Source organism: Pseudomonas sp. MBLB4123 (assembly GCF_051904775.1).
Classification (GTDB): domain Bacteria; phylum Pseudomonadota; class Gammaproteobacteria; order Pseudomonadales; family Pseudomonadaceae; genus Aquipseudomonas; species Aquipseudomonas benzenivorans_B.
Genome location: NZ_CP196711.1, coordinates 1055561 through 1079635, shown reverse-complemented (window position 1 = coordinate 1079635; position 24075 = coordinate 1055561). Strand labels below are relative to the sequence as shown.

The 24075-nt window shown below is 66.0% G+C and carries 23 protein-coding genes and 1 pseudogene; 14 read left to right on the top strand and 10 right to left on the bottom strand.

From position 1 onward, the window contains the following. Positions 1–40: 40 nt before the first annotated feature. Positions 41–1360 (bottom strand): Na+/H+ antiporter family protein, encoded by a 1320-nt coding sequence (locus ACSX1C_RS05235; protein ID WP_439888537.1) that lies wholly within the window; start codon positions 1358–1360, stop codon positions 41–43. A 264-nt stretch (positions 1361–1624) separates the two neighbouring features. On the opposite strand from ACSX1C_RS05235, the pseudogene ACSX1C_RS05230 reads away from it, so the two are divergent. The 3 genes and pseudogenes from ACSX1C_RS05230 to ACSX1C_RS05220 all read left to right on the top strand — a co-directional run. Next, positions 1625–2911 (top strand): annotated as a pseudogene (locus ACSX1C_RS05230) (PDC sensor domain-containing protein); the annotation flags it as partial. Between the two features lie 102 nt (positions 2912–3013). Next, on the top strand, positions 3014–3769 hold the full coding sequence (locus ACSX1C_RS05225; RefSeq protein WP_439889370.1) for a methyl-accepting chemotaxis protein: 756 nt from the start codon (positions 3014–3016) through the stop codon (positions 3767–3769). 118 nt (positions 3770–3887) lie between these two features. Further along, the gene (locus tag ACSX1C_RS05220) at positions 3888–4484 is read left to right on the top strand and encodes an NADPH-dependent FMN reductase (RefSeq protein ID WP_439888536.1); all 597 of its coding nucleotides are present in this window, start codon (positions 3888–3890) and stop codon (positions 4482–4484) included. A gap of 18 nt (positions 4485–4502) precedes the next feature. Here ACSX1C_RS05220 and ACSX1C_RS05215 read toward each other — a convergent pair whose 3' ends face one another. The 4 genes from ACSX1C_RS05215 to ACSX1C_RS05200 are packed head-to-tail and all read right to left on the bottom strand — an operon-like array spanning position 4503 to position 7101. Continuing rightward, the gene (locus ACSX1C_RS05215) at positions 4503–5837 is read right to left on the bottom strand and encodes a sensor histidine kinase (RefSeq protein ID WP_439888535.1); all 1335 of its coding nucleotides are present in this window, start codon (positions 5835–5837) and stop codon (positions 4503–4505) included. Beyond that, positions 5834–6502, bottom strand: coding sequence for a response regulator transcription factor (locus ACSX1C_RS05210; protein WP_439888534.1), 669 nt, complete (start codon positions 6500–6502; stop codon positions 5834–5836). Before ACSX1C_RS05210 ends, ACSX1C_RS05215 begins: the two co-directional genes overlap by 4 nt. Next, positions 6503–6799, bottom strand: coding sequence for a PepSY domain-containing protein (locus ACSX1C_RS05205; RefSeq protein WP_439888533.1), 297 nt, complete (start codon positions 6797–6799; stop codon positions 6503–6505). After that, a complete protein-coding gene (locus tag ACSX1C_RS05200) occupies positions 6799–7101 on the bottom strand; it encodes a PepSY domain-containing protein (RefSeq protein ID WP_439888532.1) in 303 nt (100 codons plus the stop codon). Before ACSX1C_RS05200 ends, ACSX1C_RS05205 begins: the two co-directional genes overlap by 1 nt. A gap of 195 nt (positions 7102–7296) precedes the next feature. Between ACSX1C_RS05200 and ACSX1C_RS05195 the strand changes: the two genes are divergently transcribed. Next, on the top strand, positions 7297–8376 hold the full coding sequence (locus ACSX1C_RS05195; RefSeq protein ID WP_439888531.1) for a patatin-like phospholipase family protein: 1080 nt from the start codon (positions 7297–7299) through the stop codon (positions 8374–8376). A 59-nt stretch (positions 8377–8435) separates the two neighbouring features. Continuing rightward, on the top strand, positions 8436–9278 hold the full coding sequence (locus tag ACSX1C_RS05190; RefSeq protein ID WP_439888530.1) for a hypothetical protein: 843 nt from the start codon (positions 8436–8438) through the stop codon (positions 9276–9278). A gap of 108 nt (positions 9279–9386) precedes the next feature. Here ACSX1C_RS05190 and ACSX1C_RS05185 read toward each other — a convergent pair whose 3' ends face one another. After that, complete coding sequence (locus tag ACSX1C_RS05185; protein ID WP_439888529.1) at positions 9387–10055, bottom strand: hypothetical protein; 669 nt, start codon at positions 10053–10055, stop codon at positions 9387–9389. A gap of 554 nt (positions 10056–10609) precedes the next feature. On the opposite strand from ACSX1C_RS05185, the gene ACSX1C_RS05180 reads away from it, so the two are divergent. The 4 genes from ACSX1C_RS05180 (at position 10610) to ACSX1C_RS05165 (ending at position 13475) form a co-directional block, all read left to right on the top strand. Beyond that, entirely contained in the window at positions 10610–10879 is a 270-nt protein-coding gene (locus ACSX1C_RS05180; protein ID WP_318641438.1) for a hypothetical protein, read from the top strand. A 169-nt stretch (positions 10880–11048) separates the two neighbouring features. Then, the gene (locus ACSX1C_RS05175) at positions 11049–12041 is read left to right on the top strand and encodes a GlxA family transcriptional regulator (RefSeq protein WP_369959304.1); all 993 of its coding nucleotides are present in this window, start codon (positions 11049–11051) and stop codon (positions 12039–12041) included. A gap of 14 nt (positions 12042–12055) precedes the next feature. Then, positions 12056–12295, top strand: coding sequence for a DUF1272 domain-containing protein (locus ACSX1C_RS05170; protein WP_318641442.1), 240 nt, complete (start codon positions 12056–12058; stop codon positions 12293–12295). 13 nt (positions 12296–12308) lie between these two features. Then, positions 12309–13475: an MFS transporter gene (locus ACSX1C_RS05165; protein WP_439889369.1), complete on the top strand. Its 1167-nt coding sequence runs from the start codon at positions 12309–12311 to the stop codon at positions 13473–13475. Between the two features lie 30 nt (positions 13476–13505). On the opposite strand, the gene ACSX1C_RS05160 is transcribed toward ACSX1C_RS05165, so the two are convergent. The 3 genes from ACSX1C_RS05160 to nfuA form a co-directional block, all read right to left on the bottom strand. Next, on the bottom strand, positions 13506–14465 hold the full coding sequence (locus ACSX1C_RS05160) for a diguanylate cyclase (protein WP_439888528.1): 960 nt from the start codon (positions 14463–14465) through the stop codon (positions 13506–13508). A gap of 2 nt (positions 14466–14467) precedes the next feature. Next, complete coding sequence (locus ACSX1C_RS05155; protein ID WP_439888527.1) at positions 14468–15430, bottom strand: response regulator; 963 nt, start codon at positions 15428–15430, stop codon at positions 14468–14470. A gap of 178 nt (positions 15431–15608) precedes the next feature. Then, on the bottom strand, positions 15609–16193 hold the full coding sequence (gene nfuA / locus ACSX1C_RS05150) for a Fe-S biogenesis protein NfuA (RefSeq protein WP_439888526.1): 585 nt from the start codon (positions 16191–16193) through the stop codon (positions 15609–15611). A gap of 140 nt (positions 16194–16333) precedes the next feature. Between nfuA and ACSX1C_RS05145 the strand changes: the two genes are divergently transcribed. The 5 genes from ACSX1C_RS05145 (at position 16334) to ACSX1C_RS05125 (ending at position 23645) form a co-directional block, all read left to right on the top strand. Next, positions 16334–17125 (top strand): DUF1223 domain-containing protein, encoded by a 792-nt coding sequence (locus ACSX1C_RS05145; RefSeq protein WP_439888525.1) that lies wholly within the window; start codon positions 16334–16336, stop codon positions 17123–17125. Positions 17126–17227: 102 nt separating this feature from the next. Beyond that, positions 17228–17644 (top strand): universal stress protein, encoded by a 417-nt coding sequence (locus ACSX1C_RS05140; RefSeq protein ID WP_439888524.1) that lies wholly within the window; start codon positions 17228–17230, stop codon positions 17642–17644. Positions 17645–17911: 267 nt separating this feature from the next. Beyond that, positions 17912–21628: a methionine synthase gene (gene metH / locus ACSX1C_RS05135; RefSeq protein WP_439888523.1), complete on the top strand. Its 3717-nt coding sequence runs from the start codon at positions 17912–17914 to the stop codon at positions 21626–21628. Between the two features lie 198 nt (positions 21629–21826). Next, entirely contained in the window at positions 21827–22192 is a 366-nt protein-coding gene (locus ACSX1C_RS05130; protein ID WP_439888522.1) for a RidA family protein, read from the top strand. 124 nt (positions 22193–22316) lie between these two features. Further along, positions 22317–23645 carry a diguanylate cyclase domain-containing protein gene (locus ACSX1C_RS05125; protein WP_439888521.1) on the top strand — a complete coding sequence of 443 codons (1329 nt, stop codon included), beginning with the start codon at positions 22317–22319 and terminating at the stop codon, positions 23643–23645. Positions 23646–23669: 24 nt separating this feature from the next. Here ACSX1C_RS05125 and ACSX1C_RS05120 read toward each other — a convergent pair whose 3' ends face one another. Continuing rightward, a complete protein-coding gene (locus tag ACSX1C_RS05120) occupies positions 23670–23972 on the bottom strand; it encodes a DUF1883 domain-containing protein (RefSeq protein WP_318641458.1) in 303 nt (100 codons plus the stop codon). Positions 23973–24075 lie beyond the last annotated feature (103 nt).

Sequence of the window (24075 nt, the reverse complement as noted above, 5' to 3'; positions counted from 1 at the left end):
AATCCCCGGCAACCCCGCCGCAACATGCCGCCCCTATGCCTCAGAGCACCATCGCCGCCAACCAGCCGAACGCCAGCAACGGCAGGTTGTAGTGCAGGAAGGTCGGCACCACGCTGTCCCAGATGTGGTTGTGCTGACCGTCGACGTTCAGCCCCGCGGTGGGTCCCAGGGTCGAGTCGGAGGCCGGCGAGCCGGCATCGCCGAGGGCGCCGGCGGTACCGACTATGCTGACGATGGCCAGCGGGCTGAAGCCCAGTTGCAGCCCCAGGGGCACGAAGATCGCGGCGATGATCGGGATGGTGGAGAAGGACGAGCCGATGCCCATGGTCACCAGCAGGCCGACCAGCAGCATCAGCAGCGCGCCGATGGCCTTGTCGTGGCCGATCAGCTCGGCCGCGCCGTCGACCAGGGTCTTCACCTCGCCGGTGGCCTTCATCACCTCGGCGAAGCCGGCGGCGGCGATCATGATGAAGCCGATCATCGCCATCATCTTCATGCCCTCGGTGAACAGGCCGTCGGCCTCCCTCCAGCGCACCACCCCTGACAGCGAGAAGATCACGAAGCCCACCAGCGCGCCGATGATCATCGAGTCCAGCCACAGCTGCACCGCGAAGGCCGCGCCTATCGCCACGCCGGCCACCAGCAGGCTCAGGGGGTTGTAGGCGACATCGACCCGCTCGACCCGTTCGATCTTCGCCAGGTCGTACACCCGCTTGCCGCGATAGCTCAGCAGCACCGCCACCAGCAGCCCGAACAGCATGCCCAGTGCCGGAATGGCCATGGCCCGGCTAAGGCTGACGTCACTGACGTCCACCCCGGCATTGGCCACGTTGGCCAGCAGGATCTCGTTCAAGAAGATCCCGCCGAAACCCACCGGCAGGAACATATAGGGGGTGACCAGGCCGAAGGTCAGCACGCAGGCGACCAGCCGCCGGTCGACCCGCAGCTTGCTCAGCACATAGAGCAGCGGCGGCACCAGCAGCGGGATGAAGGCGATATGGATCGGCAGGATGTTCTGCGAGGCGATGGCCACCGCCATCAGCAGGGCGATCAGCAGCCACTTGAGCAGCGTGCCGCCCTCGCCCTGCTGCTTGCCGACCATGGCCAGCGCCCTGTCGGCCAGGGCATGGGCCAACCCGGACTTGGCGATGGCCACGGCGAAGGCCCCGAGCAGCGCATAGGACAGGGCCACGGTGCCCCCCCCGCCCAGCCCCCGGTTGAAGGCCGCCAGCGAGCCCTCGACCCCCAGACCGCCGAGCAGGCCGCCGAGCAGCGCACCGACGATCAGGGCGACCACCACGTGCACGCGGCACAGGCTGAGGATCAGCATGACGCCAACCGCTGCGATTACTGCATTCATAAGAGCCCTCCCAGGGGCTTGCGCTGAAACAAGGAGCGCAGCGACTACCCGTGCGCCCGGAAAAAAGCGGCGTACTCTGCCGCAAGCACCGGTGGCTGTCAAAATCACGCCGTGCGAAATACTGATCGCATCGTGCATAATTCAGCACCCGGCAGACCGACCGCTTCCTATCGCCGAACATCCGTGCCACCTGCACCGGATCTATCAAGAAAGTCGCCGGTCGGCCGATCACGCCAATCATCATTCAGATAAAGGGAGCGCTGCATGTCGCCCAGCCGCCTGTCCATCCAGTTGAAAATCAGCCTCCTGGCCGGTCTCTGCCTGATTTTCATCGTCACCCTGCTGGTGGGAACTTCGCTGTTGCAATCCACGCGCAGCGCCGCGTTGGTACGCGACTCCAGCAGCGCCATGCTCAAGGACAGCGCCAAGCTGCGCCTGCAGGCCCGGGGCGAGCTGCAGGCGATCCGCATCCAGCGCTACTTCATGGATGCCTACCAGTACGGCAAGGGCTTTTCCCGGCAGATCCTGTTCCTCCGTGACCAGGCCGAGAAGCGCTTCCTCGATGCCTTCGACCTGCGCGAAGACCTGACCCGCCAGGTACGCAGCAGCCTGGAGGCCAACCCGGCCCTGCTCGGCCTCTATCTGGTGTTCGAGCCCAATGCCCTGGACGGCAAGGACGAGTTGTTCGCCGAGCAGGCCGAACTGGGCAGCAACGACCAGGGGCGCTTCTCGCTGTACTGGGCGCAGCCCTCGCCGGGCCAGCTGGAGTCCGAGTCGATGAACGAGGAGATGCTCGGCGACACCAAGATCGGCCCCAGCGGCGATCCCTACAACGCCTGGTACACCTGCCCGCGCGACAGTCGCAAGACCTGTGTGCTGGAGCCCTACTTCGACGAGGTCGGCGGCAAGCGGGTACTGATGACCAGCATCGCCTTCCCCCTGGAGCTGGACGGCAAGGTGATCGGCGTCATGGGTGTGGACATCAGCCTGGACAGCCTGCAGCAGCTGAGCCAGGAGGCCAATCGCGACCTCTACGCGGGCGCAGGCCATATCAGCATCTTCAGCCCCGCGGCGCTGCTGGCCGGTCACAGCCGCGACGCCGACGCGCTCGGTAGCTCGGTCGACAAGGCCTATGGCGAGTTTGCCGCCGAGTTGCGCCCGCTGATCAACAGCGGCGACCAAGCAGAGCTGCAGCATGGCGACATGATGCGCGTGCTGCAGCCCTTCAAGCCGATCCCCGCAGCCGAACCCTGGAGTGTGCTGCTGGAGGTGCCCGAGCAGGTCCTGCTCGGCCCGGCCCTGCAACTGGAGCAGCAACTCGACGCCCAGCGCACCGCCGATAGCAGCCTGAGCCTGCTGATCGGCCTGGCCGCGGTCGTGGCCGGCCTGCTGCTGATGTGGCTGACCGCCCGCGGCGTGACCCGGCCGATCCTCGGTGTGGCCGCCATGCTCGAGGACATCGCCAGCGGCGAAGGCGACCTGACCCGGCGCCTGGACTACGGCAAGCAGGACGAGCTGGGCGAGCTGGCCGGCTGGTTCAACCGCCTCCTCGACAAGCTGCAGCCGGTGATCGCCGACGTCAAACGCAGCGTGCAGGATGCCCGCGGCACCGCCGACCAGTCGGCCGCCATCGCCAGCCAGACCAGCGCCGGCATGCAGCAGCAGTTCCGCGAGGTCGATCAGGTCGCCACCGCCTTCCAGGAAATGAGCGCCACCGCCCAGGACGTCGCCCACAACGCCGCCCAGGCCGCCGAAGCCGCGCGCAGCGCCGATCAGGCCAGCCGCGAAGGCCTCGGAGTGATCGACCAGACCACCGCTTCCATCGAACGGCTGGCCAGCGCCATGAGCCAGGCCATGCAGGAGGTCGAGGGCCTGGCCAGCAGCAGCGAGCAGATCGGCTCGGTGCTGGAGGTGATCCGCTCGATCGCCGAGCAGACCAACCTGCTGGCACTCAACGCCGCCATCGAGGCGGCCCGCGCCGGCGAGGCCGGCCGCGGCTTCGCCGTGGTCGCCGATGAGGTGCGCAACCTGGCCAAGCGCACCCAGGACTCGGTGGAAGAGATCCGCCAGGTGATCGAGGGCCTACAGAGCGGCACCCGCGAGGTGGTCAGCAGCATGCACAGCAGCCACCGCCAGGCCCAGGGCAGCGTCGAGCAGGTCGAACAGGCGGTCGCCGCCCTGCAGCGCATCGGCCAGGCGGTCAGCGTGATCACCGACATGAACCTGCAGATCGCCAGCGCCGCCGAGGAACAGAGCTCGGTGGCCGAGGAGATCAACCGCAACGTCGCCTCGATCCGCGACGTCACCGAATCGATTTCCAGCCAGGCCGACGAATCGGCGCAGGTCAGTCAGAACCTCAATCGCCTGGCCAACCACCAGCAGAGCCTGATGGATCAGTTCCGCGTCTGAAGTTGCGCCTGCGGACTGGTGTACAGGCTCCTTGCCATGGGCCTGTACGCCTGGCCCGGCCCTTGCCGTCCGGGCCAGGCGCCGCTAGCCTGGGCGCTTTAATTTCAGGGATAGCAAAATGCTGAATATCGCTCTAGTGGCCGGCTCCAGCCGCAGCAATAGCCAGTCAGGCAAGGTCGCCCGTTTTCTCCGCCAGCGTCTGCTGCAATTGGAGCTGGTCGATCGGGACTCCAGCAGCCTGATCGATCTGGGCCTCGCCCCGCTGCCGCTGTGGCCCGCCGAGGATAGCGGCCCCTGGGGCCTCTACCAGCAGCAGCTGCAAGCGGCCGATGCCGTGCTGATCGTCGCCCCGGAGTGGAACGGCATGGCCTGCCCGGCGATCAAGAACTTCTTCATCTACGCCGGCAAGAGCGAGCTGGCGCACAAGCCCGCGCTGCTGGTCGGCGTCTCCGCGGGAATAGGTGGCGCCTACCCGATCAGCGAGCTGCGGGCCTCCAGCTACAAGAACTGCCGGCTCTGCTACCTGCCCGAGCATCTGATCGTGCGCCATGTCGAGAGCGTGCTGAACGGCCCCGAGCCTGCCGACGAGGACGACCTTCGCCTACGTGCCCGCATCGACTATGACCTGGACATCCTGGCCAAGTACGCCAGGGCTCTGAGGCCGGTGCGTGAAAGCATCGACCTGGACAACCGGGCCTTCGCCAACGGCATGTGACGGCACCATGGCCGCCGCTCAAGCCCGGCGGCCGACCTCCGCCCCTAGGGGCAGCTCGATGCGCACACCCAGACCGCCCAGGTCGCTGTCGTGCAGCTCGAGGCGTCCTCCCCAGGCTTCGACTATGTCGCGGACTATGCCCAGGCCCAACCCATGCCCGCTGACCTGCTCATCCAGGCGGGTGCCGCGGCTCAGCACCTCATGGCGGCGCGCAGCGGCGATACCCGGGCCGTCGTCGTCGATCCTGAACCGATAACCCGCCGCCATCGTCTCGATACGCAGCCGTACCCGGCTCCGCGCCCATTTGCAGGCGTTGTCCAGCAGATTGCCGAGCAGCTCCAGCACATCCTCCCGGTCCCAGGGCAGACGCAAGCCCGGCGGCGCCTGCCAGTCCAGAGCCAGCCCGCGGTCGTGGATCATCTCCAGGGTGCCGAACAAGCCCGGCAGCTCTCGCTCGCAGTCGAACCGCGCACCGGGCAGGACCTCGCCGGCCAGGCGTGCGCGCCCCAGTTCACGCGCCAAGCGCTGCTCAATCTGCTGCAGCTGTTCGAGCAGGTTGGCACGCAACTCGCCTGCAGGTGGCAACTCGTCACGGCCAGCCAGGCTGAGCAACACCGCCAGGGGCGTCTTCAGCGCGTGCCCGAGGTTGCCCAAGGCGTGGCGCGAACGCCTCAGGCTGTCTTCGGTGTGGGCCAGCAGGCGATTGATCTGAGTCACCAGCGGCTCCAGCTCCCGCGGGACCTGGCTGTCCAGCTGGCTGCGCAGACCTTGCTGCAACTGGGCGATCTGCAGGCGGACCTGCTCCAGGGGCTGCAGCGCACGCCGGACAGCCAGGCGCTGCAGCAGCAGAATCAACAGCAAGGCGCCCACCCCCAGCCCCAGGCCGACCCATTGCAGGCGCCGAAAACTCTGCAGCACCGGGGTGTAGTCCCGCGCCACGAGGATGCTCAAGGGCTGGCCGAAGCGTCGGTAGTCGCCCCTGTAGGTCAGCAGCAACTGACCGCGCGGCCCCTCGCCCAGCTCGGCCTGCTGCCCGGGCTCGGACGCCGGCTGCAAGCCATGGTCCCAGAGCGAGCGCGAGCGCCAGCTGCGCTCGGCGAAGTCGATACGAAAGTAGGAGCCGGAATACGGCCGCTGATAGGCCATAGCGAGGCGACGCCTGTCCAGCTGAACCCCCTCGGGGCCACGGACCAGGGCGATCAGCAGGGACTCGGCCTCGTCCTGCAGACCCGCCTGCAGGTAGCGGCGCAGGCTGTGGTCGAACAGCCACAGGCTGGCCTGCGCCAACAACAGCCCGGCGACCAGCAGGATAGCCGCCAGGCCCAGGGTCAGGCGGCGCTGAATCGAATTCAAGAGGCCGGTCCGGCGAAGCGATAGCCCTGGCCGCGACGCGTCTCGATCACCTCGCGCCCCAGCTTGCGGCGCAGATGATTGACGTGCACCTCGATGACATTCGAGTCGCGCTCGCTCTCGCCATCGTAGAGGTGCCCGGCCAGGCGGCTCTTCGACAGTACCTGCCCGGCATGCAGCATGAAGTAGCGCAGCAGGCGGAACTCCACGGCGCTCAGGGCGATCTCCTCGGCTCCATGCCTGACGCTCTGCTGGCACTCATCCAGTTGCAGTCCGGCGACCCTCAGCGGTGCGCCATTGGCCAGGCCGTGGGCCCGACGCAGCAACGCCTGAATGCGCAGTTGCAGCTCCTGGGGGTGAAACGGCTTGCTCAGGTAATCATCGGCACCGGCTTGCAGCCCCTCGATGCGCTCGGCCCAGGCGCCCCGCGCGGTGAGGACCAGCACCGGCGTCGCCAGGCTGGCCGCGCGCCACGCCGCGAGCACCTCGAGGCCGGACATGCCCGGCAAGCCCAGGTCGAGGATAATCAGGTCGTAGGGCTCACAGCGGCCCTGAACCAGGGCATCGCGCCCGTCCGCCAGCCAATCCACCGCATAGCCCTGGCGCTCCAGGGCGGCGAGCAGCTCGTCGGCCAGCGGTACGTGATCCTCAACCAGTAACAGACGCATTCAGTCGTCTTCCTCATCCTTCAGGATGCGCCCGTCGCGCGCGTCCAGCTCCACTTCGCGTACCTGGCCCTCGGCGGTCAGCAGCTCGACCTCATAGACCAGAGCGTCTCCCTCCCGTTCCAGTTCCGCCTCGAGCAAGGTGGCCCCGGGGTGGCGCTGCCAGACGTGCAGCAGCAAGTGCTCGAGAGGCTGTATCACGCCGGCCAGGCGCAGGCGCAGGGCTTCGTCCTGATCCAGATCCCCGGCACTGGCGGCAACGGCCACCAGCGCCAGGCCCAAGGCCGGCAGCCGGCCCATCAATCGTCCTGTCGATTCTTGAGGATTTCACCGCTGCCCGCGTCCAGCTCCAGATCCCACTTCACGCCCTGCGGATCGCGCACCTCGACCTGGTAGACATAACGGCCGTACTCCTCTTCCAGTTCGCTTTCCTCGATCTTGCCCCCCGGGTACTGGGCCAGGGCGTCGAGCCGGTCGAACGCCAGGATGCTGCCGGCGTCATGCAGTTGGAGAATTTCCGCTGGTGCCAGGTCACGGGCCTGGGCCATCCCAGCTACGGTGGCCAGGGCAGAGAAGGCGAATAGCGCGGTCAGTGTTTTCATGTTCAAGTTCCTTGAGAGAATTGCCTTTCGACCCGGGCCAGCCTACGCCGGCTAGCTTAATTCAAGCTGAAGCGACCCGCCTCCCTGGCCGCGCCGCCCATTGCTCGCAGCCCTGCCCCATCATTCACGGGCTGAAGTGCATTGGCCAGGCCTCTCTGGACCCTATAATCGCGGTCCTGCCTGACGGAGACGAACATGAGCGCGATTCACATCAAGTCCCCTGCCCTGACCATCAAGGCCGGCACCCGGGCCTTGGCGCGCATTCGCCAGCGCGGCCTGCAGCCGGCGGATGTCGGCATTCTCCCCGGCGCCGCCGGTGGGCCCAAGGCCCTCGGCATTCAAGGCCTGGACCTGGCGCTGTTCGGCGACTGGCTGCCGCGCGCCCCGCGCGAGCGCGCGCTGATCGGCGCCTCTATCGGCTCCTGGCGCTTCGCCAGCGTCTGCCTGAGCGATGCCGCCGCCAGCCTGCGCCGCCTGGGCGAGCTGTATACCGAGCAGCAGTTCGCCAAAGGCGTGAGCATGGCCGAGGTCTCCCACAGCTGCCGGCAGATGCTCGAGCAACTGCTGGAGGGGCGGGACGCCCAGATACTGGACAACCCGCACTACCGCCTGAACATCATGCTGGTACGCAGCCAGGGCCTGCTCCAGCACGACCATCGTGCAGCCCTGGGACTGGGCCTGTCCGCCGTGATCGGCAACAACCTGCTGGGCCGGCCACGCCTGGCCCGGCATTTCGAGCGGATCATCCTGCATGACGCCCGCCAGGCACCGCCCTTGGCCGCCCTGGCGGACTTCCCTTCACGCTGCCTGCCGCTGGACCGGCACAACCTGCGCCACGCCCTGCTCGCCTCCGGCTCGATACCCATGATCATGCAAGGCGTGCGCGATATTCCCGGCGTCGGCCCCGGCACCTATCGCGACGGCGGCCTGCTCGACTACCACCTCGACCTCCCCTACAGCGGCGGCGACATCGTGCTGTACCCGCATTTCACCGACCGGGTCATACCCGGCTGGTTCGACAAAGGCATGCCCTGGCGCCGCGGCGACGGCCAACGCCTGCAGGACGTGCTGCTTCTCTCTCCCTCGTCCGAGTACCTGGCGCGCTTGCCCCATGGCAAACTACCCGACCGCAAGGATTTCACCCGCTACCAGGGTAACGACGCCGGACGCCGGCGTTACTGGCGCCAGGCCATGGACGAGAGCCGACGTCTCGGCGACGAGTTCCTCGAACTGGTGGATGGCGGCGGGTTGGCCGATCGCATTCACCCCCTGTGAACGGCTGCGCCGCCGGTAGGCGGCTAGCCTGAGCGCTACTTGACCAAGGAAGGACCGACATGAAACTGGCAGTCGCCATCATCCACGGCATCGGCACCCAACCCGATCTGCGCGACGGCGATGGGCAGCATGCATTCGCCCAGGAGCTGATCGCCGGACTGCGCCGCCGCCTGGGCGTCGAGGCCGACCAGGTGGCCTTTCAGACCCTGTACTGGGCCAGTGTGCTGGACAGGCGTCAACTGGCCTACCTCGAGCAGCTGCGCGGCCAACCGGTCCGCTGGCGCTGGCTGCGGCGCATCGTCACCCTGTTCCTCGGCGACGCCAGCGGTTATCGCCAGGTCAGCCAGGCCTACGACACCACCTACGAAGAGGTCCACCAGTGCCTGCGCAGCGGCCTGAACCGCCTGCGCGCCCGGGTCGATGCCACGACGCCCTTGGTGGTCCTGGCCCATTCGCTGGGTGGCCATATCTTTTCCAATTTCGTCTGGGATCAGCAGCGCGTCAACCGGACCTCGAGCTGCCCCCATGACCCCTTTCTGGCCCTGGAGACCCTGACCGGGTTGATCACCTTCGGCTGCAACATTCCCTTGTTCACCTTCGCCTACGACCCGGTGGTGCCGATCCGCTTTCCCGGACATTGCCTGAGCGATGCGGTACGCGAGCAGGCGCGCTGGCTGAATCTCTATGCGCCGGCAGACATTCTCGGCTACCCGCTGCGCCCGATAGCGAGCTATGCCGGGGTCGTCAGCGAAGACCGCGCCATGCCCGTGGGCCCCTGGTATAAGCGGCATACGCCGATGAGCCATCTCGCGTATTGGCAAGACAGGAACTTTCACCGCTATGTAGCGAACTACCTGCGGCAGCTGTTATCCCGCTGTACCAGTCCCAACAGTTCCACCTGAGAGCGTGAAAACGAAGCGCCCCCGAACTCCTGTCGACAGAGTTCGGGGGCGCTATGCATGGGCGGAATCGGTACGGTTTGCACCGGCCCGAAACTTGACGTCAGATCATTACCACGCAGCCAAGGCCGGATTGCGGGATACCGCAACAGCCGGCCGACTGTCCTTAGCGGTCTCACGCTTCTTCGCCCACTGGGTGAGCAGCACCATCGCGACGAAGCCGCCGACGATCATCACCGGATAGGCGGCGAGGATTTCGGTCAGCGAGTACTTCCAGGACAGCGGGCGACCGACGCCCAGCATCGCGGCATAGAACCAGGAAACCCCCGACAGCGCACCGGCGAACAGGGCGAACAGGCGCATGCTGAAGTTCAACTCGAGCAGCGAGCCGGCCTTCTGCAGGGCGGGCAGAACCAGGCCGTGCAGCAGCATGCCGTTGAAGGTCAGCAGCATCACGATGGTGATCTTGGCCTGCAGCTTGGGGTTGAGCAGATAGGACAGGCCGTTGGCATTGATGTCGAGCCAGATGATGGCGATGCCACTGACCCAGAGTACCGCCAGCGCAGCGGACACGGACTTCTGCAGGCTCTCCATGTGCTGGCTGTCCTGCAGGTGGGATTTCCCCCCCTTGAACAATTCTTTGATCATCGCGAAATCGCTGCTCAGCACCATGCCGATGGCGACACAGCAAGCGATCAGGTGCGCATACACTATCCCTAGGCGCATAAACTCCATGGTGGTTTTTTGCTCGAAGAACGCAGCAACTATAGTCAGGTCCATGGGTGCCTCTTTCTTATAATCGGGTGAACCCGGCCGTCGAGTAGCCAGATTCATTTCTTACATTTGCAGTGAAGAAACGACTCCAGTGCAGCCTTATCGGTTTCAGTGAAGAAACATCAAATGCAGAACGGCCTGGCGAATGAACTTCTAATCATTCGATTTCCTCTTTCAAAAGTAAAAAGCTCCCTCTGCACATGACTCGCGCCTGTGAGAAAAAGCTCCTGGGGTTTGCATGAAAGCGAGGCGAATGCCGCCGCCCTCGACTGGCTACTTTCTGAGCAAGAGAAGTCGGAATCGTTCAATTTCCACCCACTGACGCCGACGAACGGCGGAGCCACCCTGCGGTAGCGCAACGGCCATCCCCGGCCCGAGACCAGGTTTTCCGGCCATTCCGACACTCACGACCGATTTCGCGACAGCTTCCGTGAACCAGTGGAACTTTTTTACCAGGCCATGTGACTTACTAGTCAGGGTCGGTCATCAACACCTATGACCGGCCAGCGTGCAGCCACGCCGCTGTCCCTACACCTTTTGGGATCACCTCGGAGACCCCCATGAACGCCCCGTTGCGCTTCAACGAAGCCCTACTGATCGCCGACCGCGCCTTCAAGCCCTTTCAATGTGTTGCCTGGTCCCCGCAAGACGGCAACGGCGAGCTGAGCCTGACGGTCATCGACCGCACCAGCACCCGCCTGCTCGGCCGCACCCAGCTGTCCAACAGCACCTACAGCGACCCGGAGAAACTGGCCAAGGTGTTGAAGACGTCCCGCGACGAGCTGAGCCGGCAAGGCTTCGACCTGGCGCCCTGGAGCATGCCGGAGTAACCCGCCGCCCCTGAGGGCACGGCCGCACGAGCCCCGACTTCGCGGCCTCTGCCCTTGCCTTTCGTGCCCCGCTGCCTGCGGGGCAGTGGCAATATCCGTGGGGCCGTTGTCCTTGTTGCCACTTCCCGATTAAGCGCAGACTGCCTCCATCGCCCACCGAGAGTGCGCCATGGATGCCCTGAAAACCGTCGCCTGCCTGCTCTATCCGGACGTCATGAGCCTGGACGTCACCGGACCGCTGCAGGTCTTCGCCTCCGCCAATGTCGAACTGCGCCGCCAAGGTCGCGCCGAGGCCTACCGCCTGCTGGTATTGGCCGACGAGGCTGGCCCGGTGCCTACCTCCGCCGGCTTCCAACTGGTGGCCGAACGGGCCTGGCGCGACTGCGACCCGGCCGAGCTGGACACCCTGCTGGTGCCCGGCGGCCAGGGCCAGGCGGCCCAGTCTACCCATCAACCGCTGCTCGACTGGCTGAGGACGGCCGAAGCCAGGGTGCGCCGACTCGGTTCGGTCTGCTCCGGGGCCTTGATCCTGGCTGCCGCGGGGCTGCTCGATGGCCGCCGCGCCACCACCCACTGGGCCGACGTGGCGGCCCTGCGCCTTCATGCCGGCATCGAGGTGGATGGCGACCGTCTGCACACCTATGACCCTCTGGGCCGCGACGGCGACGCCCATGTCTTCACCTCGGCCGGAGTAACCGCAGGCATCGATCTGGCCCTGGCGCTGGTCGAAGCCGACCTCGGCCGACCGCTGGCCCTCGCCGTGGCCCGCCGCCTGGTGATGTTCCTGCGCCGCCCCGGCGGTCAGGCGCAGTTCAGCGCACTGCTCACCCCGGATGCCAACCAGACGCCACGCCTGCTGAGCCTGCTGGAGTGGATGGCGCAGAACCTGAGCGCCGACCTGTCGCTGGAGACCCTGGCCGAGCGCGCCAACCTGTCAGCGCGCAGCCTGTCGCGCCTGTTCGTGCGTGAAACAGGCATGGGCCCGGGCCGCTACGTCGAGCAGTTGCGCCTGGACGCCGCCCGAGCCCTGCTGCAGGACAGCGGTGCCTCCATCGGCACCGTGGCCCGGCTGACCGGCTTTCGCCACCCGGAAAACCTGCGCCGCAGCTTCCACAAGCACCTGGCGGTGAGCCCGCAGGACTACGCCCAACGTTTCGCCTGAACCCAGGAGCCCCCATGCTGCAACTACGCCCCGGCTGCGAATGCTGCGACCGCGATCTGCCGCCCGAATCCCAGGACGCCATGATCTGTTCCTTCGAGTGCACCTTCTGCCGCGACTGCGCGCAAGGCCGCCTGCATGGCCACTGTCCCAACTGCGGCGGCGAACTGCTGCGCAGGCCGGTCCGCCCGGCGGACAAGCTCGCGCGCTTTCCCGCCACCAAAGACCGCATCCACAACCCCACCGGCTGCCCCTGAGAGTTTCGCCATGCTGCTACTGCGCAATCCCACCCTGCTGCGCCTGTTCCTCGCCCAGGCGCTGTTCTGGAGCTGTACCCTGATCGGCGTGACCCTGACCTCGCTGGTCGGGTTGCAACTGGCGCCGCTCAATATCCTGGCCACCCTGCCGTTGGCCCTGCTGGTGCTCGGCTATCTGCTGACGACTCAACCCTTGTCTAATTTCATGCAGCGCCGCGGGCGGCGTGCCGGCCTGCTGCTCGGCGCCGGCGCCGGCGTGCTGGGCGGCCTGATCAGTGCCGCCGGAGTCTGGCTGGCCGACTTCGGCCTGTTCTGCCTGGGCTCGCTGATCCTCGGCATGTACCAGGCCTCGGCCATGTACTACCGCTTCGCCGCCCTGGAGGCGGTGGACACCGCCCATCAGGGGCGCGCCACCGCCTGGGTGGTGGGCGGTGGTCTGTGCGCCGCTCTGCTGGCCCCCGAGCTGACCCTGTGGGCACGGGACGCGCTGGCCACGCCCTTCACCGGCGCTTATCTGGCGGTGGCCGCCCTGGCGGCCCTGGCCCTGCCGCTGCTCGCCGGCCTGCGCCAGGGCGCGCTGCCACCGCGCAACGCCGGTGGTCTGCAGGCCATGCGCAGCCTGCTCGCCCGCCCCACGGTGCGCGCGGCCATGGCCATCACGGCCATCGGCCACGGTCTGATGATTCTGGTGATGAACGCCACGCCGCTGGCCATGAGCTTCTGCGGCCTGCCACTGGCAACCGGCGCCGAGGTGATCCGCTGGCATATGGTCGGCATGTTTCTGCCGGCCTTCGTCGCCGGGCCGCTGGTCGACCGCCTCGGCGCACGGCACGTGGCGCTGCTCGGGGTCGCCCTGCTCGCCGCCAGTTCGGCCGTCGCCCTGACTGGCCAGCAGCAGGCGCACTTCCTGATTTCCTCGATACTGCTGGGCATGGGCTGGAACCTGATGCTGGTGGCGGGTACCACCTTGCTCGGCCAGGGCCATGCCCCGGAGGAGCGCGGTCAGGCCCAGGCGCTGATGGAGCTGGGCAACGGCGCGGTAGCGGCCTGCGCCTCCTTCGCCTCGGGCGCGTTGATCAGCGGCCTGGGCTGGAACCCGGTGAACCTGGCCATGCTGCCGCTGCTCGCCCTGGTCCTGTTGGCCCTGGCCGGCGACAGGCGTCAAGCCCAACCGGCCTAGAGCGGCGCAAGGCGCCCCCGGACGCCTCGTTCAGGAGGCGCCGTAGACGCGCACCTGATTGCGTCCGCCCTGCTTCGCCGCGTAGAGGGCATGGTCCGCCCATTCGATGAACTGCTGGTAATCGTTGCTGCGCGCAGAGAGATCGGCAACCCCTAGGCTGATGGTTACCGGGATCGACTGGCCGTCATGGTTCACCGCCATGGCCTCCACCGACTGGCGCAGGCGCTCGGCGAACAGTTTGGCGCCCTCGACGTCGGTGTCCGGCAGCAGCACGGCGAACTCCTCACCGCCATAGCGCCCTGCGGTGTCGGTGTTACGCACCTGGGCCTGAACCAGCTTGGCCACGCCCTGGATCACCTTGTCGCCAGCCGGGTGGCCAAAGCCGTCATTGACCCGTTTGAAATGATCGATGTCGAACATCACCAGCGCCGCCATGCTCTGATAACGCTGATGACGCGCATACTCCTGGCGCATTACCTCTTCCCAGTGCCCGCGGTTGCTCAAGCCGGTGAGACGATCGGTACGCGACAGCCGCTGCAGCTCGCCGTTAGCGGCCTGCAATTGGCGCTTGTTGATCGCCACCTCGGTCACGTCGTAGATGATCACGCAGATATGCGTGACCTCACTGTTGGTCGCACGCAGGGGGATCAGCGTGACGTTCTGGTACATGTGGTCTTCCTGACCGGTGATCGGCTGGTAGTTCTTGAAGCGCACCAGGTAGGGCCGCTGCTCCCAGATGGTGAAAGCCGGCGTCCCCAGCAGGGTGACGGTCTCCAGCTTGTGGCGGAACCAGGCCTCGTCCACCTCGGGGAACACCGTGAAGAAGGACTGCAGGTGAACCTCGTCGGGCGGACGACCGGAATGGTTCTCCATGAAGCTGTTCCAGATTTCGATGCGGCACTCGCGATCCAGCATGACCACCCCGACATCGATGCTCTGCACGATAGTCATCAACCTGTGAAAGTCGTTGAAGTCCAGCGGTGCGCTCATGGTCAGCTCATCAGGTAGGCGGTTTTGTGGGAGAGCCTGGCCACCGAATCCTCGGTGAACAGCAGCAACAGGTCGAAGTGAATGTCGTGGCCCTCCAGGCTGTAACTGAGTTCGACCGCCAGGGTCTTCTTCCAGCGACGCTGGTTGACGCGAATCAACTCCTCGATGGACGCGTGCTGGCCGAGTACCACCGGATGGCCCTGGGAGAAGCTGACATCCAGCTGCTCGGCTATACCGCCCAAGCAGGCGCCGATCAGAATGCTGGCAAGGTCCAGCAACATCTCCAGCTCGCCTTCCTGATTGGCCGGTTTCCAACGCATCAGCCGGGCCATGTCCCGCACTTCGGAGTCATGGAAGATCAGCAGCGCCTCCCCCGCGATGCCGCTGCCGATATAGCCCTGGCACACCGCCGACAGCCGGTCGCCCTGCTGAGCATGGGCCAGGGCCATATGCAGCTCGCCAACCTCGAGGATATTGACGTTGGGGATCGGCAAGCGCACGAACACATCGAGCAGCCTGGCCAACAGGGCCGCCGCCTGGCCCATCGCCACGTTCACCACCTCGCGAAAGGCATCGCGGAACTGCACGCTGGGCTCGGTGACCGCGGATCGCCCAACCAACTCATTCGACGGCTCGCCCAGCAGGCCATGGTCGAGCAAGGTACGCCGCAGTAGATCTGGCTCGACGGGCTTCTTCAGGAAGGCCAACGCGCCGAGTTCGTGGACTCGCCTGATCGCCTCGTCCTGGACGTCACCGGAAACGACGATGACCTGGGTATCGAGTGCTTCGGCGCGGAGCGCCGTCAGGACCTCATAACCGTCCATCTCGGGCATGGTCAGGTCGAGCAGGACCAGGTCGACGCTGCCCTGGCGGATGGCCTCGAGTCCCTCGCGGCCATTGGCTGCCTGAACCACGGTCACCGGCCAATCGGCAGGCAACGCGCGGATCAGCTGTTTGCGCGCCATGTTGGAGTCATCACACACCAGCAACGAGGAAATCGGCAAGGTCGCGGGCTCTCTCAGTGGGCTAGATTGTTATTTCTGCGCAGCATAGCAGCAGCGCGCTCGCCGATGCATAGCCTGTTTGGGCCCGCCTCTAAACGAAAAAGGCGACCCTGGGGTCGCCTTCTCTCGAGCTGCTGCCTCAGTAATAGGCATTTTCCTTGTTGCTGTGGTCGGTCACGTCGCGCACGCCCTTCAGCTCCGGAATACGCTGAAGCAAGGTCTTCTCGATGCCCTCCTTGAGGGTCAGGTCCGCCTGGCCGCAGCCCTGGCAACCGCCGCCGAACTGCAGCACGGCGATACCGTCGTCGACCACGTCGATCAGGCTGACCTGGCCGCCGTGGCTGGCCAGGCCCGGGTTGATCTCGGTCTGCAGGTAATAGTTGATGCGCTCGTTGAGCGGGCTGTCCTCGTTGACCATGGGCACCTTGGCATTCGGCGCCTTGATGGTCAGCTGGCCGCCCATGCGGTCGGTGGCGTAGTCGACCACGGCGTCCTCCAGAAACGGCTCGCTGACGGCGTCGATCCAGGCGGTGAAACTGGCCAGGGCCAGGGCGGTGTCCTCGGCCTTCTGCTCGCCCGGCTTGCAGTAGGCGATACAGGTCTCCGCATATTGGGTGCCCGGCTGGGTGATGAAGATGCGGATGCCGATGCCGGCGGTGTTCTGCTTGCTCAGCAGATCGGCCAGGTAATCGTGGGCGGCGTCAGTTATGGTGATGGTGCTCATGGCAACTCCTCGCAGACATGGGCGCAGTGTACGCCAAGCAGCCTCCCCCGATAAAGCCTGAGCGTTTCCGTCGGATAAACTGTTGCAACGAGTGGCGCAGCGGCGAATCCAACGCTCAGGTTCCCGAGTGAGTGCCCGTCATGAACAAGCTGCTGCCTGCCTTGGCCCTCGCCCTGCTGCTCGGCACTCCCCCAGCCCGCGCCGAAGGCGTGCTGCAGTTCAGCAGCGGCGTCACGGCCAACACCGTGCTGGAGCTCTACACCTCGCAGGGTTGCAGCTCCTGCCCGCCGGCCGACCGCTGGCTGTCGGGCCTGCGCGAACATCCGTCGCTGTGGAACGGCCTGATCCCTCTGGCCTTCCATGTCGACTACTGGGATCGCCTGGGATGGCCGGACCCCTTCGCCAATCCCGGACACAGTGCCCGTCAGCGTGCCTATTTCCGCATCGGCGCCAGCCGCGGCGTCTATACCCCGGGATTCATCCTGGCCGGACGCGAGTGGCACGGCTGGTTTCGCGGCCAGCCGCTGCCCCTGTCCGATCCCGAGGAGGTCGGCAGCCTGACCCTGATGCTGGACGGTGACAGGCTGCGCTTGGCGTTCGTGCCCGGCCGGCCCGCACCACCCGGCCTGACCGCCCATGTCGCCCGCCTCGGCTTCAGTCTGCGCACCGAGGTGCGCCGCGGCGAGAACGCCGGCCGGCTGCTCGAACATGACTTCGTGGTGCTGAGCCTGCAACAGCTCGCCGCCAATGCAGCGAATCGCTGGCAGACGCGCGTGCCCGACGAGCCACGCGGCGAGCGCCAGGCCATAGTCGCCTGGCTCAGCGCCCCGGGGCAGGTCGCCCCCTACCAGGCAGTCGGCGGCTGGTTGCCCACTCTGACAGGCCAGGACGATGGCCAGGCGAAACGGCCCGCTACCGAACGAGCGCCCTGAGCGACCGTCACGGGCACGGCCCCATCGATCCTCTGCAATACTCTGGATAGGAACAACGCGCTTTATTGGAGAAACCACCCGCCACGAAATAGGAGCCTCCGGATGTACCGCCAAATCATGATTCCCGTCGACCTGGCCCATGCCGAGCGTCTGGAAAAAGCCCTGAAGACCGGCGCCGACCTGGCCAAGGTCTATGACGCCCCGATCTGCTATGTCGGTGTGTCGGGCAACACGCCCAGCGCGGTGGCCCACAACCCGACCGAGTTCACCGCCAAGATGGAGGCCTTCGCCAAGGCCCAGGCCGAGAAATACGGCCTGAACACCGTCAGTAGCGCGGCCTATATCAGCCATGACCCGGCCGTGGACCTGGACAAGACCCTGTTGAAGGCGGCCAAGGAGCAGGGTGCCGACCTGGTGGTCATGGCTTCCCACGTGCCCGGCCTGGTCGAGCACCTGTTCGCCTCGAACGCCGGGTATTTCGCCTCCTACTCCGACGCTTCCGTGCTGGTAGTGCGCTGAGACGATTGCTGCGAGCACCCAGGCCGCTCAACAGCGCTCGCGGCCCAGGGCGCCGACAGCGGCCGACGCGGCTCGCGAATCTCGCAAGGAGCGCCCCGACCTCCCCAGGACGCCCCGTTCGGTACACGCGCACCAATCAACCGGGGGGCGCAGGCGCACCGCCAAACATGAGCATCATTCATGCAAACGGGGCGACTGATCCAAAAGTGCACAGCTTTGCTATGATCGCCGACCCATAGTTTCCGCTTTGCTCAGGTAGTACCGTCCATGTCTTCGTCCGATCGCAGCGCCCGCCTCCAAGCACTCCAGCAAGCCCTCAAGGAGCGCATCCTGATCCTCGACGGCGGCATGGGCACCATGATCCAGAGCTACAAGCTGGAGGAGGAGGACTACCGCGGCGCGCGCTTCGCCGACTGGCCGCAGGACGTCAAGGGCAACAACGATCTGCTGATCCTCAGCCGTCCGGACGTCATCGGCGCCATCGAGAAGGCCTACCTGGACGCCGGCGCCGACATCCTCGAGACCAACACCTTCAACGCCACCCAGATATCCCAGGCCGACTACGGCATGGAGGAGCTGGTCTACGAGCTGAACGTCGAGGGCGCGCGCCTGGCCCGTCAGGTGGCCGACGCCAAGACCGCCGAGACCCCGGATCGCCCGCGCTTCGTCGCCGGTGTGCTCGGTCCCACCAGCCGCACCTGCTCCATCTCCCCGGACGTCAACGACCCCGGCTACCGCAACGTCACCTTCGACGAACTGGTGGACAACTACACCGAGGCCACCCGCGGCCTGATCGAGGGCGGCGCCGACCTGATCCTGATCGAGACCATCTTCGACACCCTCAACGCCAAGGCGGCGATCTTCGCCGTGCAGCAGGTGTTCGAGGAAGACGGCGTCGAGTTGCCGATCATGATCTCCGGCACCATCACCGACGCCTCCGGCCGCACCCTGTCCGGGCAAACCACCGAGGCCTTCTGGAACTCGGTGCGCCATGCGGGGCCAATCTCCGTGGGCCTGAACTGCGCCCTGGGGGCCAAGGAGCTGCGCCCCTACCTGGAGGAGCTGTCGACCAAGGCCGAGACCCATGTCTCCGCCCACCCCAACGCCGGCCTGCCCAACGCCTTCGGCGAATACGACGAGACTCCGGCGGAGATGGCCGCGGTGGTCGAGGAATTCGCCGCCTCGGGCTTCCTCAACATCATCGGTGGCTGCTGCGGCACCACCCCGGCGCATATCCAGGCCATCGCCGAGGCCGTGGCCAAGTACCCGCCGCGCGCCCTGCCGGATATCCCCAAGGCCTGCCGCCTGTCGGGCCTGGAGCCCTTCACCATCGATCGCAACTCGCTGTTCGTCAACGTCGGCGAGCGCACCAACATCACCGGCAGCGCCAAGTTCGCCCGGCTGATCCGCGAGGAGAACTACAGCGAGGCCCTGGAAGTCGCCCTGCAGCAGGTGGAAGCCGGCGCCCAGGTGATCGACATCAACATGGACGAGGGCATGCTCGACTCCAAGGCGGCGATGGTGAAGTTCCTCAACCTGATCGCCGGCGAGCCGGACATCTCCCGCGTGCCGATCATGATCGACTCCTCCAAGTGGGAGGTGATCGAGGCGGGCCTCAAGTGCATCCAGGGCAAGGGCATCGTCAACTCGATTTCGATGAAGGAAGGCGTCGAGCAGTTCAAGCACCACGCCAAGCTGTGCAAGCGCTACGGCGCCGCCGTGGTGGTGATGGCCTTCGACGAAGCCGGCCAGGCCGACACCCAGGCGCGCAAGGAAGAGATCTGCCAGCGCAGCTACGACATCCTGGTCAACGAAGTCGGCTTCCCCCCGGAAGACATCATCTTCGACCCGAACATCTTCGCCGTGGCCACCGGCATCGAGGAACACAACAACTACGCGGTCGACTTCATCGAGGCCTGCGCCTATATCCGCGACAACCTGCCCTACGCGCTGAGTTCGGGCGGGGTGTCCAACGTGTCCTTCTCGTTCCGCGGCAACAACCCGGTGCGCGAGGCGATCCATTCGGTCTTCCTCTACTACGCCATCCAGAACGGCCTGACCATGGGCATCGTCAACGCCGGCCAGCTGGAGATCTACGACGAGATTCCCAAGCAGCTGCGCGACGCCGTGGAGGATGTCGTGCTCAACCGCAACGCCGGCGCCACCGAGGCGCTGCTGGCCATCGCCGACCAGTACAAGGGCGACGGCAGCGTCAAGGAAGTGGAGAACGAGGAATGGCGTAGCCTGCCGGTCAACCAGCGCCTGGAGCACGCCCTGGTCAAGGGCATCACCGCCTTCATCGTCGAGGACACCGAGGAATGCCGCCAGCAGTGCGCGCGGCCGATCGAGGTGATCGAGGGGCCGCTGATGAGCGGCATGAACATCGTCGGCGACCTGTTCGGCTCGGGCAAGATGTTCCTGCCCCAGGTGGTCAAGTCGGCGCGAGTGATGAAGCAGGCGGTGGCCCACCTGATTCCCTTCATCGAGGCGGAAAAAGGCGACAAACCCGAGGCCAAGGGCAAGATCCTCATGGCCACGGTCAAGGGCGACGTGCACGACATCGGCAAGAACATTGTCGGCGTGGTGCTGGGCTGCAACGGCTACGACATAGTCGACCTCGGTGTGATGGTGCCGGCGGAGAAGATCCTCCAGGTGGCCAAGGAGGAGAAGTGCGACATCATCGGCCTGTCCGGGCTGATCACCCCCTCGCTCGACGAGATGGTCCACGTCGCCCGCGAGATGCAGCGCCAGGGCTTTTCCCTGCCGCTGATGATCGGCGGCGCCACCACCTCCAAGGCCCACACCGCGGTGAAGATCGAGCCCAAGTACCAGAACGATGCGGTGGTCTACGTCACCGACGCCTCCCGCGCCGTCGGCGTGGCCACCCAGTTGCTGTCCAAGGAACTGAAGGCCGGCTTCGTCGAGAAGACCCGCGCCGACTACGTCGAGGTGCGCGAGCGCACCGCCGGCCGCAGCGCCCGCACCGAGCGCCTGCCCTATGCCAAGGCCGTGGAGAACAAGCCGAAGTTCGACTGGGCCGGCTATCAGCCGCCGGTGCCCTCCTTCACCGGGGTCAAGCTGCTGGACGACATCGACCTGGCGACCCTGGCCGAGTACATCGACTGGACGCCCTTCTTCATCGCCTGGGACCTGGCCGGCAAGTACCCGCGGATCCTCACCGACGAGGTGGTCGGCGAGGCGGCCACCGCCCTGTTCGACGACGCCCAGGCCATGCTCAAGAAGCTGATCGACGAGAAGCTGATCCAGGCCCGCGCGCTGTTCGGCTTCTGGCCGGCCAACCAGGTCAACAATGACGACCTGGAGCTCTACGGCGACGACGGCCTGCCCCTGGCCACCCTGCACCACCTGCGGCAGCAGACCATCAAGCCGGACGGCAAGCCCAACCTGTCGCTGGCCGACTTCGTCGCTCCGAAGGACAGCGGCCTGACCGACTATGTGGGCGGCTTCATCACCACCGCCGGCATCGGCGCCGAGGAAGTGGCCAAGGCCTACCAGGAGGCGGGCGACGACTACAACTCGATCATGGTCAAGGCCCTGGCCGACCGCCTGGCCGAGGCCTGCGCCGAGTGGCTGCACGCCGAGGTGCGCAAGCACTGGTGGGGCTACCAGCCGGACGAGCAACTGGACAACGAGGCGCTGATCAAGGAGCAGTACGTCGGCATCCGCCCGGCCCCCGGTTACCCGGCCTGCCCGGATCACACCGAGAAGGGCACCCTGTTCGACCTGCTCGACCCGACCGCCGAGGAAGGCAAGCCCGGCCGCAGCGGCGTGTTCCTCACCGACCACTACGCCATGTTCCCCGCCGCGGCCGTCAGCGGCTGGTACTTCGCCCACCCCCAGGCGCAGTACTTCGCGGTCGGCAAGGTGGACAAGGACCAGGTGCAGAGCTACACGGCGCGCAAGGGCCAGGAGCTGGCCGTCAGCGAACGCTGGCTGGCGCCGAATCTGGGCTACGACTACTGAAGTCGATCCTCGAACAACCACAAGGCCCGCCCATGCGGGCCTTGTGGTTTCAGGTCCGGAAGCCTTTCAATACCCTCGCCGCCTGCCCAGTGACATTTCGCTATATCTGGGCCCGCACCATTAGAATCTGGCGCAGGGCCGATACGGGCCCATGAGAAAATTAACGACCCCACCCATCTGATTTCGAGGACAACGCCCATGCAGATCCATCGCATCAACCCCACCAAACGCTGGTCCGACATCACCGTTTTCAACGGTATCGCGCACTTTGTCGAGATTGCCGACACCGACCCCAAAGCCGACATCAAAGGCCAGGTCGCGCAGATTTTCGCCCAGGCCGAACAGTCGCTGGCGAAGATCGACAGCGACAAGACGCGCATCCTCTCCACGACTATCTATCTCACCGACTTCGCCAACCTGGCGACGCTCAACGAACTCTGGGACGTCTGGTTCGAGGAAGGCACGGCGCCAAGCCGCGCCTGCGTCAAGGCGGAGCTGGCCAACCCGGATTACCTGGTCGAAATGACCTTCGTCGCCGCCGCCGGCGTTGGCTTCGTCGAGTAACCGACCCCGGCCGCACTTGCCGCCCTATGCCGCTTGGACCAGGGCATCGGGCCAAACCACTAGCCAGCGGCCAGTATTGCCAGGGCATAATGCGGCCAACCCCACAGACGACACCCGCCAGGCCATGCCTCTGACTCTTCTCACCAGCGCCGGCGTCCTCCTGCTCCTGGCGCTCCTGGTCGTACTGCGTCGTCGTGAGCGCCACGCCCGCGAACAGCTGGCCCAGTACCGGGCGCTGGCCGAACGGCTGCCCGAGGGCGTATTGCAGGTGGCACGCGACGGCCGGATCAGCCGATACAACCCGGCGGCCGCACGATTGCTGGGGCATGGCAAAGCGGCACTGGTCGGTAAACACCTGGCGGACTGCCTGCCGCAGCTGAGCGGAATGGCTGCGCACACGCCGCAGCGCTGCAACCTGAACGACGGCGGCGCCAGTAACCGCCCGGCACTGGAAGCCCTGCGCATCGGCCCGAGCGATACCGACACCGGCATCCTGCTTATCCAGCCGGCCACCAAGGCCGGCGGGTCAACGGAGGACGCCGAGCGCTTCAAGCGCAGCCAGTACTTCGCCCGCATCGGCACCTGGGACTGGCGCATCGACAGCGACGAGCTCTACTGGTCGGACGCCATCTACGGCATGTTCGGCTACCGAGTGGGCCTGGTAACGCCCTCTTACCAACTGTTCTGCGCCAGCGTACACCCGGATGATCAGGCACAGGTCCGCGCCGGCGAGCTGCGCTGCATCGCAACCGGCGAGAACCACGACGAGGAATACCGGGTCGTCTGGCCCGACGGCACCCAGCGCTGGTTGCGCGAAACCGGCAATGTGGTCAAGGACGCCGAGGGCCGCGCCGTGCGCATGATGGGCGTGGTACGCGATATCACCGAAGAAAAAGCCTGGACCCGTGAGCTGCACCAGCTGGCCCACCATGATCCGCTCACCGGACTGCCCAACCGCCTGGTGTTCGAGGAGCACCTGGCCAAGTCGCTGGAGCGGGCGCGACGCAATACCACGCGCGTGGCGCTGGTGTTCATCGACCTCAACGGTTTCAAGGCGATCAATGACCGGTACGGCCATGCCGTCGGGGATCGGGTGCTGGTCGTCACCGGCACGCGCCTGAACCGCACGCTACGCGAGTCCGACACCCTGGCGAGAATCGGCGGCGACGAGTTCGTCGCCATCCTGGAGGACTTCTCGGCGAGCCGACCCCTGGAGGACGAGGCCCGGGTTGTCGCCGAGAAAATCCTCGCGGCCCTGAGCAAACCCATCCAGACCGGCAACACCGCGCACCACACCGGCGCCAGCCTGGGCATCGCGGTGTTTCCAGAGCATGCGCCAAACATGGACAGGCTGATCCATACCGCCGATATGGCGATGTACGAAGCCAAGCGCAGTGGCAACAATCAGTACCGCCTCGGCGGCGACCCGAGTCCTCAGCCGCAGACAAGCTGAGCCGACAGGACTTCGGCCGCCCGCTTATCTCAAGCGCGAATCCGAGCGGCGGATGATCTTGATCGAATGTTTCAGCGTCGGTTTACGGGTGACGCTGATCGCCTTGCGGGTCACGGTGTCGATGGTGATATTCCAGAATCCGCTACTGGGCACGGTGATCTTGGCCGGGAACTTGTCGAATGCGCCGCCGTGATAGGTGTGGCGACCGCCGTTCTTGAAGCTGCGAAAGTTCGCGTCATTCATCAGACGGATATTGCAGGTCTGCGAGCACTCGATGACGACGATATCGTCCTCGTTCAGGTGTTCGCGCTGGTGTATGAACTTCATCTACGGCTCCACTGAGCTTTGGCAGTCAAATCAAGCCGCTAGTATGAGCCAGCGGCTGGCCGCCTGGCCATTTGCGCAAGGGTCGGCCGTATCCCGCAGCGCT